The sequence below is a fragment of the Acinetobacter sp. YH16052 genome, from assembly GCF_013417155.1.
Classification (GTDB): Bacteria; Pseudomonadota; Gammaproteobacteria; order Pseudomonadales; family Moraxellaceae; genus Acinetobacter.
The window spans coordinates 167,759-180,005 of sequence record NZ_VPEO01000002.1 but is presented as its reverse complement, the minus strand read 5'-3'; the positions used below and the strand labels follow the sequence as shown (position 1 = coordinate 180,005).

The 12,247-nt window shown below is 47.0% G+C and carries 10 protein-coding genes and 1 tRNA gene; 5 read left to right on the top strand and 6 right to left on the bottom strand.

The window, feature by feature from the left end:
• Positions 1-76: 76 nt before the first annotated feature.
• The 5 genes from FTV42_RS02295 (at position 77) to FTV42_RS02275 (ending at position 5,543) form a co-directional block, all read left to right on the top strand.
• Positions 77-153: transfer RNA gene (locus FTV42_RS02295), tRNA-Met, on the top strand.
• A gap of 223 nt (positions 154-376) precedes the next feature.
• Positions 377-901 carry a ribosome maturation factor RimP gene (gene rimP, locus FTV42_RS02290; RefSeq protein WP_004281103.1) on the top strand — a complete coding sequence of 175 codons (525 nt, stop codon included), beginning with the start codon at positions 377-379 and terminating at the stop codon, positions 899-901.
• A 34-nt stretch (positions 902-935) separates the two neighbouring features.
• Positions 936-2,420, top strand: a complete 1,485-nt coding sequence (gene nusA / locus FTV42_RS02285) for a transcription termination factor NusA (protein ID WP_180037270.1) — start codon at positions 936-938, stop codon at positions 2,418-2,420.
• Positions 2,421-2,430: 10 nt separating this feature from the next.
• Complete coding sequence (gene infB, locus FTV42_RS02280) at positions 2,431-5,139, top strand: translation initiation factor IF-2 (protein WP_114541781.1); 2,709 nt, start codon at positions 2,431-2,433, stop codon at positions 5,137-5,139.
• Positions 5,139-5,543, top strand: a complete 405-nt coding sequence (locus tag FTV42_RS02275; protein WP_004281108.1) for a ribosome-binding factor A — start codon at positions 5,139-5,141, stop codon at positions 5,541-5,543. Before infB ends, FTV42_RS02275 begins: the two co-directional genes overlap by 1 nt.
• An 85-nt stretch (positions 5,544-5,628) precedes the next feature.
• On the opposite strand, the gene FTV42_RS02270 is transcribed toward FTV42_RS02275, so the two are convergent.
• From FTV42_RS02270 to FTV42_RS02245, 6 genes are read right to left on the bottom strand one after another with little or no spacing between them, the layout of a single operon-like run.
• Positions 5,629-6,030, bottom strand: coding sequence for a Na+/H+ antiporter subunit G (locus FTV42_RS02270; protein ID WP_005108489.1), 402 nt, complete (start codon positions 6,028-6,030; stop codon positions 5,629-5,631).
• Positions 6,031-6,040: 10 nt separating this feature from the next.
• Positions 6,041-6,316, bottom strand: coding sequence for a monovalent cation/H+ antiporter subunit F (locus FTV42_RS02265; RefSeq protein ID WP_005108490.1), 276 nt, complete (start codon positions 6,314-6,316; stop codon positions 6,041-6,043).
• The gene (locus FTV42_RS02260; protein ID WP_180037269.1) at positions 6,313-6,831 is read right to left on the bottom strand and encodes a Na+/H+ antiporter subunit E; all 519 of its coding nucleotides are present in this window, start codon (positions 6,829-6,831) and stop codon (positions 6,313-6,315) included. The genes FTV42_RS02265 and FTV42_RS02260 overlap by 4 nt, the downstream gene beginning before the upstream one ends.
• A complete protein-coding gene (locus FTV42_RS02255; RefSeq protein ID WP_180037268.1) occupies positions 6,831-8,639 on the bottom strand; it encodes a monovalent cation/H+ antiporter subunit D in 1,809 nt (602 codons plus the stop codon). The genes FTV42_RS02260 and FTV42_RS02255 overlap by 1 nt, the downstream gene beginning before the upstream one ends.
• Positions 8,639-9,004 carry a Na+/H+ antiporter subunit C gene (locus FTV42_RS02250; protein ID WP_114541783.1) on the bottom strand — a complete coding sequence of 122 codons (366 nt, stop codon included), beginning with the start codon at positions 9,002-9,004 and terminating at the stop codon, positions 8,639-8,641. The genes FTV42_RS02255 and FTV42_RS02250 overlap by 1 nt, the downstream gene beginning before the upstream one ends.
• A 4-nt stretch (positions 9,005-9,008) precedes the next feature.
• Complete coding sequence (locus tag FTV42_RS02245) at positions 9,009-11,846, bottom strand: monovalent cation/H+ antiporter subunit A (RefSeq protein WP_180037321.1); 2,838 nt, start codon at positions 11,844-11,846, stop codon at positions 9,009-9,011.
• Positions 11,847-12,247: the final 401 nt, after the last annotated feature.

The following is a 12,247-nucleotide window of genomic DNA, read 5'->3' as shown; positions in this document are numbered from 1 at the left end:
CAGATGACAAATATGCAGAATGATGTGGTTTTGATTGAAAAGTTCTCATCTTTTGTATATAATTTTTGCACGTTGATGCGGGATGGAGCAGTCTGGTAGCTCGTCGGGCTCATAACCCGAAGGTCGTTGGTTCAAATCCAGCTCCCGCTACCAAGTTTCTAAAAAGAGGCTCACAACAAGGTGGGCCTTTTTGCACAGTGGGATTTGAAAAAATCTTAAATTGTGCATTAATTGGGGCGATTTACGCCCTTTTTTATTGGCTATCGTGTAGTGTCGACATTATTTGGTCAAATCTCCATGTTTCACTACTACTATAGTTTGTATTGGTTTGTAGTGGTCAAATAGATCATAAAATCGCACCAGATGACGAGAGTAAATGAAGCTATCAAATAAAACTCAAGCACTTCAGGACTTGATTGCACCAGCAGTTGAAGCCTGTAATGTAAACCTTTGGGGGATTGAATTCCTGCCACAGGGTAAATGTTCGTTATTACGTATCTACATCGACAAGCCAGTCGATGAGAGCGTTGCACCAGCAATCAATGAAGATGGTGAAGAAGAGCAGGGGCGTGGTATTGGCGTTCAGGATTGTGTGCGTGTCACGCAGCAAGTGGGCGCAATGCTGGATGTTCATGATCCGATTTCGGGTGAATATTCACTTGAAGTATCTTCGCCAGGCTGGGACCGTCCATTCTTCCAGCTCGAGCAGATGTCAGGCTATATCGGTCATACCGTAGCACTACGTTTGATCAGTGCGGTAGATAACCGTCGTAAATTCCAGGCCAAACTGGTTGCTGTCGATCTTGAAAATGAAATGATTCAAGTTGAAGTAGAAAAGCAACAGGTATTGGAGATCGACAGTCACAATATCGATAAAGCAAATTTGGTCTTCCAAGATTAATTGAATAAATAAAAATTTAACGAATAGGTGACGTATGGCACGTGAAATTCTGACCGTCGTTGAAACGGTTAGTAACGAAAAAGGTGTACCTCGTGAAGCGATCTTTGAAGCGCTTGAGCAAGCTTTAGTTGCTGCGACAAAGAAAAAATTCTACGAAGGAACACATTCGGAAGAAGCACGTTTACGTGTGGAAATTGATCGCAAAACAGGTGACTATCGTACTTTCCGTCAGTGGGAGGTGGTTGCAGACGAAGACCATGAAATGCCAGCTTGTCAGGATGCCATCTCTGATGTCGATCCGGCAAAATGGTCGATTGGTGACATTCGTGAGCTTGAAGTTGAATCGATTGACTTCGGTCGTATTGCAGCGCAAATTGCCAAGCAAGTGATCGTACAGAAGATCCGTGAAGCAGAGCGTGCACTTGTAGCCGATGCTTACGAATCTAAAGTCGGCGAGCTGATCTACGGTGAAGTGAAAAAACAAACCAAAGACGGCTTCATTATCGACTTAGGTGACAATGCTGAAGCGTATCTTGCTCGTGAAGAAATGATTCCGAAAGAAATCCTTCGTCCGAAGCAACGCGTGAATGCGATTCTGTTCAATGTCAACCGTGAAGGTCGCGGTGCGCAGTTGCAACTGTCGCGTGCTAAACCGGATATGCTGATTGCATTGATGAAGAAAGAAATCCCTGAGATTTCTGAAGAAATCATTGAAATTAAAGCGGCGGCTCGCCAACCAGGCGTTCGTGCTAAAATTGCAGTGAAAACCAATGACCACCGTATTGACCCGGTGGGTGCTTGTATTGGTATGCGTGGTACCCGTATCCAGGCTGTACAGCAAGAGCTCAATGGCGAGCGTATTGATGTGGTAGTTTGGTCGGATGATCCTGCGCAATATATCGCAAGTGCATTGGAACCAGCAGATGTATCGAGTATTGTCATCGATGAAGATGCACGTACTGCAGACATCATTTTCGCAACCAGCGACCAGCTGGCACGTGCGATTGGTTCACAAGGTCAGAACGTTCGTCTGGCATCTGAATTGACTGGCTACAAGCTGGACATGATGCTGGAAGAGGAATACTACGCCCGTCAACAAAACGAAGCGCAACAATATTTAGACATGTTTGTTACCCGTCTGGATATCGCGGAAGATTTGGCGATGGCATTGGTAGAAATGGGCTTCACCTCGCTTGAAGAAATTGCTTATGTCCCTGCGGAAACGTTTGATGAAATCGAACTGGATGCGGAACTGGTTGAACTACTGCAAAGCCGTGCGAAAGAAATTGCACTTGCTGATGCATTACAACAGCAAGAGAACATACAAGCGCCAAGTGAAGAACTTGTTGCAATAGAAGGCATGACAGTAGAGATCGCGCAAGCGCTAGCAGCTCGTGGTGTGGTAACAGTGGATGATTTAGCAGATCAGGCGACTGACGATATCGAAGATATTGAAGGTTTGGGTGCTGAGAAAGCAGGTCAACTCATTATGAAAGCGCGCGAATCATGGTTTAACTAGGAGGTAGTATATGACGGACAAGTCGATTAAAGAGTTAGCCCTCAACGTAGGTCGTCCAGTTGAGAAGCTCCTAGAGCAGGTTCGTGAGGCAGGTTTACCACAGCGTAAAGCTGACGATATTATTACCACCGAACAACAAGATAGCTTGATGAGCCATGTGAAAAAGTCACAGGGTTCGGAAAGCCAAGCAGGGCAAATCACGTTGAAACGTAAAACGACTAGTACGGCTAAAGTAGCCAGTACTTCAGGTAAGGCGAAAACGATTAATGTAGAAGTTCGCAAGAAGCATACATTTGTTAAGCCGGATCCAGAACAGATCAAAGCAGAAGCATTGGCGAAAGCCAAGGCTGAGCAACAGGCCAAAGCTGCGCCTGAGCAGAATACAGCGCAAGCTGCTTCTGCTGAAGCTCCAAAGACTGGCGTAAATAACGCAAATAAAGCTCTAGAAGCGATGCGTGCTGCTGCAAAGCAAACCAGCGACAAGCAAGAAGTTTCTAAAGCTGCAGTTGTGGTAAAACGCAAATCAACCAACAAGCCGATTGTGAAGCAAGTTGTTAAACCAACTGAAACCGCTGAACAGAAAAAGGCACGTGAAGCAGAAGCAGCAAAATTAAAAGCTGTTGAAGAAGCGGCACGTCGTAAAGCGGCTGAAGAAGCGCAGCAACGTACGCTTGAACAAATGCGTCAAATGGCGTCCAAGTACACCGCGGAAGATACCACTGCAACGATTCGTGTTGTTGATGATTCTCCTCTGGCTGCCGGCCTTGTTGGTCAGGCATATGAAGACTCTTTTGCCAAAGAAGACCGCGAAATCAAACGTGGTACGAATACGCCGAGCGCGCGTGCACCTAAGAAAGGTGGTCGTCGTGGTCAGGAAGAGCAAAGCTTCAGCAAACAGCCTAAGCGCGGTTTAAAAACCAGTCAAGGCAACAAGCACGGCTTCGAAAAACCTGTGAAAAAACAGGTTTACGATGTTGAAATCGGTGAAACGATTGTCGTAGCTGACTTAGCTGCGAAAATGGCAGTTAAGGTTCGTGAAGTGATTAAATCACTCATGAAAATGGGTGAATTGGTTACTCAGAACCAGGCAATTGATCAGGAAATTGCTGCACTTGTTGTTGAAGAAATGGGCCATAATCCGGTACTGGTTTCTGATACACAAGCTGAAGATAACTTGCTTGAAGCAGCTGAAGAAGCACGTGGTGCGCAATCTACGCGTGCGCCTGTTGTTACCATTATGGGTCACGTTGACCATGGTAAAACATCACTGCTTGACCGTATTCGTCGTGCCAAAGTGGCTGCTGGCGAAGCAGGCGGTATTACCCAGCATATCGGTGCTTACCATGTAACTACTGATAAAGGTATGATTACATTCCTTGATACTCCGGGACATGCAGCATTTACTGCTATGCGTTCACGTGGTGCGAAAGCAACAGATATCGTGGTTCTGGTTGTTGCAGCAGATGATGGTGTAATGCCACAAACTGCAGAAGCAATTGACCATGCACGTGCTGCAGGTACACCAATCATTGTTGCAATCAACAAGATGGATAAAGAATCTGCTGATCCAGATCGCGTATTGAATGAATTGACTGTGAAAGAAATCGTGCCAGAACAATGGGGTGGTGACGTTCCAGTGGCAATGGTTTCTGCACATACTGGTCAAGGTATTGATGAACTTCTTGATATTATTTCGATTCAAGCTGAACTTCTAGAGCTTAAAGCATCTGAAGAAGGTGCTGCACAAGGTGTTGTAATTGAAGCACGTGTAGACAACAGCCGTGGTGCGGTAACGTCTATTCTGGTTCAAAACGGTACATTGAAAGTAGGTGATCTTGTTCTTGCTGGTTCATCTTATGGTCGCGTTCGTGCGATGACGGATGAAAATGGTCAGCGTATCAAATCTGCAGGTCCTTCGATTCCGGTGGAAATTCTGGGTCTTCCAGAAGCACCAATGGCGGGTGACGAAGTTCTTGTGGTGAGCGACGAGAAGAAAGCACGTGAAGTTGCCGATGCGCGTATGGATCGTGAACGTCAAAAACGTCTTGAGCGTCAATCTGCAATGCGTCTTGAAAACATCATGGCGTCTATGGGCAAGAAAGATGTGCCTATCGTAAATGTTGTGTTGAAAACTGACGTACGCGGTACCTTGGAAGCATTACACGTTGCACTTGCTGAGCTTGCGACTGATGAAGTTAAAGTACGTATCATCGGTTCTGGTGTAGGTGCGATCACTGAGTCTGACGTGACACTGGCTGAATCTTCAGAAGCAGTTCTACTCGGCTTTAACGTACGTGCGGACAACGCTGCGCGTCAAAAAGCAGATGCAGACAGTATCGACATTCGTTACTACTCAATCATCTATCAATTGATTGATGATGTGAAAGCAGCAATGAGCGGTAAGCTTGCACCAGAACATCGTGAAACGATTCTGGGTGTTGCACAAGTACGTGAAGTATTCCACTCAAGTAAGTTTGGTGCGGCTGCGGGCTGTATGGTACTTGAAGGCGTATTGCATCGTAACAAACCGATTCGCGTATTACGTGATGACGTGGTTGTGTTCCAGGGCGAGCTTGAATCTCTTCGTCGCTACAAAGAAGTGGTTGAAGAAGTTCGTGCCGGTATGGAATGTGGTCTTGCGGTGAAAGGCTATAAAGACATCAAAGCACTTGATAAGATCGAAGTGTACGATGTTCAATTGATTAAACGGAGTCTTTAATGGCGGGTAGTCAACGTCTGAAGCGTATGGCGGATACAGTACAACGCGAGTTGTCCGAACTGATCCGTCAGGAGCTGAAAGATCCACGCTTAGGTGGTCTGGTGACCATCTCTGCGGTGAAGGTGAGCCCAGACCTGGGATATGCGGAAGTTTATGTCACTGTGATGGGACGTGAACTTGGCGATGAGCAAAGCCAAGAGGCCAATAAAGAAACTCTGGATGTGTTGAACAAAGCATCTGGTTTCCTGCGCCACGAGCTGAGTCGTCGTATCAAAACCCGTATTACGCCTCGTCTACGTTTCCATTACGATAAGACCAATGCATATGGTAACTATATGTTTGGTCTGATCGCTGAAGCAGTGAAGGACTTACCTGAAGCTGAAGCAAAAAAAGATGATGAATAAGTCTTAGGACTAAAAAAGCCACCTTCGGGTGGCTTTTTTTATCTCTCTATTTTGAGATTTGGGAGAACTGGAATCGCTTGCTTAATTAATCTAAATCATCATTGCGATTGATTTTCTTTTCATAAAAGGTACGACGGCGTGAACGCTGCCAAGGCAGGGGGCGTTCTAGCGTTTCCGGTACTTCACCACTCAAAGAACGTAAACGCAAATGTAATGCAGCTTGTGCCATCAGATTGGCAGATACTGGCGCAGTGATAAAGGCGAACAGGGTAATCAGCACTTCAGCAAAACCGAAACGGCCATACATGGCAGAGAAAATCATCGCCGCAATTAAAAAACTGCCGAGGCCCAAAGTACTGGATTTGGTCGGTGCATGCAGACGCATGAACAGATCGGGCAAACGCACCATCCCAATTCCGCCGACCAGCATAAAGAAAGCACCAATCAATAGAAAAATCGACACCAGTATTTCTAAAATTAAAGACATTTAAAAACTCCTAGTCGATGACATGGCCAGTAGTGAAATAACGCGCCAAGGCTGCGGTCGAGACAAAGCCTAGCATCGCGACCAAGAGAGCGCCTTCAAACAGAAATGTGCTGCTCCAGTAAATGCCTAAAATCACCACCAGACAGGTGGCATTCAAAAACAGGGTGTCCAGTGCCAGCAGGCGGTCCACAATAGAGGGGCCGGTAATCAGCCGGATCAGACACAGTAACATGGAGATTGTTACCGCACCCAGACAAATCAATAATGCATAAGGTAGAATCGTCATGCTTTTTCTCCTGATCGTGCATTAAAAATCTCAATGAGCGGGCGTTCATAGCGCTGTTTGATCGTTTCGATTTCTGCTGCTTCATCCTCTGTGCTTAAGGCATGCACCAGAATATCACCACGATCCTGGTCAATCCCTGCAGATACCGTGCCCGGTGTGGTGGTAATAATCATCGCCAGCAAGGTGTTGACTTCTTCATGTTCGGTATCTAAAGGCACACGGAACCATTTCGGATGCAGGTTCTTGGTTGGACCAAGCACCAGTTTTGCGACTTTAATATTAGCTACGACAATATCCCAAACTACGACGAAGAACAGGTGCAGGGCAGGAGTCCACTGGATATCGGGGGTATAGTCAATAAAGGGTTCGACCATACGTGGAATGATGACTGCGAGTAGCAAGGCCATCAGCAGGGTTCCAGCGTCCAGGCTGTGTGCTAGTAAAACCCAGCTCAGTCCTACAATCACAGAAACCAGTGGATGCGGGAACCAGTGTTGAAATAATGATTCAGCCATTAAGGTCCCTCCGCCGGTTTAAGTTGATTATCATCATATTCGGTCTGTTCAATATGCTGCTGGTCAATCTGGCGTTGCTTGAATTCTGAAATATGTTCACCTTTCAAGGTCGCTTCTGAAATCACATAAGGAATCAGATGCGCATTAGGATCTATCACCTCACCACCATATTTGGTTTCTGGCAAATACTTCGGATCGAATGGCTGGACGCTAATAAACTGACCTTCTGCATCCGGTTTTAACAGCGCGGCTTCATAGACTGAATTGTTTTTGATCTGTTCCGCAGTCTGATAATTATATTGATAAATCGGTCCGGCAAACATCACGTAGGCGGTTAAGCCTGCCAGCAATATATAAATCACCCGGTCATTACGTGCCGGCGCCTTACTCGGCAGAGCTTCATATTTATGAAACTCTTCAGAATCAAGATCATCTTCAGGTCTGGTCGAACGCCAGAACAGGATAAAACCGACCCGCGTAAAGGCCAGAATACTGAGGAAACTTACCAGTAAAATGGTCAGAATAATGATCATCTGATAGTCTGAATTAGCAGAAGCCTGCAAAATAAAGATTTTACCGAAGAATCCACTAAACGGTGGCAGGCCTGCCATCATCAAGGCGATGATGAAATAGACAATCGAAACCAGCTTGTTCTGTTTCATCAGTGGGGCGATTTTAAAATGATCTTTAAATTCACCGCGCTGCGAGGTAATCCAGCCCGATAGAATATAAAATGCGGCCGCAATCAGGGTACTGTGTACCAGATAATACAGCGCACCCGCCCAGGCTGCAGTATTATTCAGGCCAATGGCCACCAGAATCGTTCCGACTGAAGACAGCACCATAAAACCGACAAAACGGCGCAGACGTTCGGTGCCAATTGCACAGATTACCCCATAGACGGATGTGACCAGACCAATCACCAGCAGACAGTTCATCAGAATCTGATGGCTATATTCATCATCAAAAACCGTGCCGTTGATACGCAAAATTGCATAAATCCCGACTTTAGTCATGATAGTAAAGAGCGCTGCTACAGGAGTCGTGGCCACCGCATAGGTTTTGGGTAACCAGAAACCCACCGGCAGCATTGCTGCTTTGATTCCAAACACCACGAAGAGCATCAAGCCACCGGCAACGGCCAGTTTATGCTGATCTTCTGCAAGTGTTGGCATCAAACGGGCCACATCGGCCATATTCAGGCTACCGACACTGCCATAAATCATCCCGAGTCCAATCAGGAATAGCGCAGATGCCAGCAGGTTAATGGTGACATAATGAATTCCCAGCTGAAAACGTGCCTTGCCTTGTCCATGCAACAGCAGTACATAAGACGCCATCAGCAAAATTTCAAAGAACACAAACAGGTTGAACAAATCGCCGGTCAGGAATGCACCAGTCAGACCCATGAGCAGGAAATGCACCATGGCATGGAAATAACGGCCGCGTAAGTCCCATTCTTTGCTGGCATACCAGACCACAGGCAAGGCGAGCGCATAGGTCAAGACCAGCATCATGGCCGAGAGCTGATCCAGGACCAGCACGATCCCGAATGGTGCTGCCCATTCGCTGAGGGTGTATACGCTGATTTGGCCCTCGCTGCTGTTTATCAGATAGCTAACGGCAATGATCAGGCCCAAGATTCCCGAGAGATGGCTGATACCACGACGCCAGGGTTGACGCCAGTCCGTGATCAGAGAGCCTGCACCCGGATTTCCCAAAAGTACCAAGGCAAAAGCGGTAAAGGCCGGCAAAAGAATGCTGAAAATAGGAGTATGTTGAGTCCAGAAATTGAGAAGATCAGTCATTAAGGCTCATCCTCACGTGGATCAATCTGGGGGATATCTTCTTTTGAGTCAACGTGGTCTGTTCCTGATTCGTAGCGGCTACGCAGTGCCAGTTGGACAATAAAGGCAGTGGTGGCAAAGCCAATCACGATGGCCGTCAGCACCAGTGCCTGAGGTAGAGGGTCAGTCACATTCGCGGCTTCGGTTAATACTGCAGGCGAATTCATCTGAATCCGGCCCATGGCAAATAAAAACAGGTTGACCGCATAACCAATCATGGCCAAGCCCAACACCACCGGGAAGGTACGGGCACGCAGGATCAGATAAATGCCTGTGGCTGTCAGCAGGCCAATCGCAGAGGCTAATAAAAATTCTAAACTGATCATTCTATTATCCTCTTGGTACGGGGCCAGTCATGCTTGAGTGACGTGAATCGCCCAAGACCGAAATCATCAGCATGGTCGCACCGACAACAGTGACATAGACGCCGACATCAAACAGTGCAGCCGAAGCCAGATGCATTTCTCCAATGATGGGCGGAGAGACATAAATATGTGCACTGGTCAGGAATGGACGTGACCAGAACCAGGCCGCGATTCCGGTCAACCCTGCAATCGTTAAGCCGATCCCGATCCAGATTTCATACAGGCGACCGGATTTGGCGCCAAGCAACTGTTCGGTTTTGTCCTGTCCCACTGCAATATATTGAATAATAAGTGCCAGTGAAGTCACCAGTCCGGCAATGAATCCACCGCCCGGCAGGTTATGGCCACGCAAAAAGATATACAGGCTGACCACTAGCGCGACCGGCAAAATCCAGGATGCAGTAATACGCAACATCAGCGGGGAAGGATTAAAACGATAGGTCAGGCCTTGGGTCATGGTGGTACCATGCGCACGCATGCCATCCATCAAGCTGAGTACACCAATTGCGGCAATCCCCAGGACGGTAATTTCGCCGAAGGTATCGAAACCACGGAAGTCGACCAGAATCACATTCACCACATTGGTTCCGCCGCCCAGAGGAATGGACTGTTGCAGGAAGAACCATGAAATGGAATTGTGATCACGGGTCATGATCAGCCAGGCAATTGCCGCAATTCCGAGACCGCCGCCCAAGGCAATAATGGCATCGCGCCAGCGACGGGTCGGGCTCGATTCATATGGGGTTAACTGCGGCAGTAAAGATAAACTCATCAGGAGCAGAACCGTGGTGACCACATCGACCGTAATCTGGGTCAGTGCCAGATCGGGCGCCGAAAAGCCGATAAAGACCATGGTGACGACCAGGCCGACTGCACCGCTAATCAGTACCGCTTTAATCCGCTCATGATGGAACCACAGCAGCATCCAGCAGGCAGAGAACAGCAGTAACCATAAGATAATCGCCAGGGCAGGGGCATGGGTCAGCTCGCGTGTACCCGTACCCACCGCATTGCTGAGTAATGGGAATCCCACCAGCCCGACGGTAAAAATTACAATCCACAATAAATAGCTTTGTAATTTGCCATTTTCAGTGGCACGGCGGAAACGGCGTGAATTTAGCAGCAAATTTTTCAAAAACAGATCGAACAGCACCCGGCCCTGTAAGCGGCCCAGTTTTGGATCCAAGTCGATTTCACGTAAGGCGCCACCTTTGGCGAGAGAAAAGTAAAAGATTATTCCGCCGAGCAGAGCAATCACACTCATCAGCAGGGGCAGGTTGAAACCATGCCAAAGCGCCAGATGGGTACCTTCAAAATCAAAATTTTGGGTTGTCGCTTGAGTGGTGCTATTAACAATTTTTTCTACTAGAAGAGCGGGTAATAGACCGACTAAAATACATAAAATTGCTAACAAAGTGGCCGGTGCGCGCATACCAAAGGCAGGTTCATGTGCATCTTTATTCGGGACCTGCTTGCCTAGCGGACCATCGAAAAAGACCCCATGCACCAGTCGAATGGAATAAGCCACCGCAAAAATCCCGGCCAGTGTCGCGACAATAGCGGAGCCGACCATAAGTGGGCCACTTAAACTGGCGACCAGTTCGGTAAAGAACATTTCCTTGGACAGGAAACCATTGGTCAACGGTACACCCGCCATGGATGCTGCCGTGATCATGGTCAATGTTGCGGTAAAGGGCAATAATTGCCATAGGCCAGACAGTTTACGTAAGTCACGAGTCCCGGATTCATGATCGATGATTCCGGCAATCATAAACAGTGCTGCTTTAAAGGTGGCATGGTTAATAATATGGAAAATCGCTGCTGCAACAGCCAATGGTGAACCAATCCCGAGCAGACACATGATCAGACCTAAATGGCTGATAGTTGAATAGGCGAGCAAGCCTTTCAGGTCTTCCTTAAAAATGGCAAAGAAGGCGGCCATGCACAGGGTAAACAGACCAACAAAGGTCACAATATTATGAAACAGTGCAGCACCGGCAAAGATCGGGAGCAAACGTGCTACCAGGAATAAACCGGCTTTGACCATGGTGGCCGAGTGCAAATAGGCAGAGACCGGTGTCGGTGCAGCCATGGCATTCGGCAACCAGAAGTGGAACGGGAACTGCGCACTTTTGGTAAAGGCACCAAGTAAAATCAGCAACAAGGTTGGAACAAATAAATGATGGGACTGAATCTGCTCAGTCATCGTCAGGATTTGATCAAGCTGATAAGTGCCGGTGATTTGACCGAGCAGGACAAAACCGCCCAGCATCGCCAGACCACCCATTCCGGTAATGGTCAGGGCCATACGTGAGCCACGTTGCGCCGCTTCGTAATTGCTCCAGTAACCCACCAGCAGGAAGGATGAAATACTGGTTAGTTCCCAGAAAACCAATAAGATAATCAGGTTATTTGACAATGAAATCCCGAGCATAGCGGCCATAAACAGCATCAGCAGAAGATACAGTTTGCTCAGTGAATTTTTTGGATTGAGATAATAATAGGCATAAATATAAATCAGGGTACCAATTCCGCTGATCAGCAAGGCAAACAGCAGTCCCAGAGAATCCAGGCGAAAACTGAAATCGATGCCGAGCTGGGGCAGCCAGGACCAGGTCTGGGTAATCACTGCGCCATCAAATATGGCAGGCGCCTGACTCAATAATAATAAGAAACTGCTGAGGCTGACACCAATTGCCCCTAAAGCCGTTACCCCGCGCGAAAATTGTTTCAGCCACGAGACAAGGGTTGTGCCTAATACTAACGGTAACAATATAATAATCGGCAGCACACTCGTATCCATTGTCATGATTTAGGTTTTGACCAACCTAAGGTGAATCTTTATCTTTCAAGGACTACAGGACCACAAGGAGCAACCCAAACTTCTCAATCTTGAAAGCCAAAAGAATATTCAAAAAGAATATAAAACAGTTGTATTGCGCAACTTATAAACGATAGCAAATTCCGATTTTACAATGAAATTCGCAAATAAAACCGATCATATTACAGGATAACAACAACATCAACGTTTTTATGTAGAACTTATAAATTATACGCCGGCTCGGTTTTAACAGGCGCTGCATGCTTAAACAGATCATCTAGAAGTGACCGAAAATTAAGATTAAATTGCAGGCATTGATTGTAAATTTGACTCAAAATAGTTTAATCAGGGCAAAAAGAGAATGCTGAAAAGGCTTCCTTGTT

Excerpts from the sequence above, each read along its gene's own strand:
- FTV42_RS02260 (WP_180037269.1), bottom strand. The coding sequence starts at position 6,831 with ATGGCTGAATCATTATTTCAACACTGGTTCCCGCATCCACTGGTTTCT.
- rimP (WP_004281103.1), top strand. The coding sequence starts at position 377 with ATGAAGCTATCAAATAAAACTCAAGCACTTCAGGACTTGATTGCACCA.
- infB (WP_114541781.1), top strand. The coding sequence starts at position 2,431 with ATGACGGACAAGTCGATTAAAGAGTTAGCCCTCAACGTAGGTCGTCCA.
- nusA (WP_180037270.1), top strand. The coding sequence starts at position 936 with ATGGCACGTGAAATTCTGACCGTCGTTGAAACGGTTAGTAACGAAAAA.
- FTV42_RS02255 (WP_180037268.1), bottom strand. The coding sequence starts at position 8,639 with ATGACTGATCTTCTCAATTTCTGGACTCAACATACTCCTATTTTCAGC.
- FTV42_RS02270 (WP_005108489.1), bottom strand. The coding sequence starts at position 6,030 with ATGTCTTTAATTTTAGAAATACTGGTGTCGATTTTTCTATTGATTGGT.
- FTV42_RS02250 (WP_114541783.1), bottom strand. The coding sequence starts at position 9,004 with ATGATCAGTTTAGAATTTTTATTAGCCTCTGCGATTGGCCTGCTGACA.
- FTV42_RS02265 (WP_005108490.1), bottom strand. The coding sequence starts at position 6,316 with ATGACGATTCTACCTTATGCATTATTGATTTGTCTGGGTGCGGTAACA.
- FTV42_RS02245 (WP_180037321.1), bottom strand. The coding sequence starts at position 11,846 with ATGGATACGAGTGTGCTGCCGATTATTATATTGTTACCGTTAGTATTA.
- FTV42_RS02275 (WP_004281108.1), top strand. The coding sequence starts at position 5,139 with ATGGCGGGTAGTCAACGTCTGAAGCGTATGGCGGATACAGTACAACGC.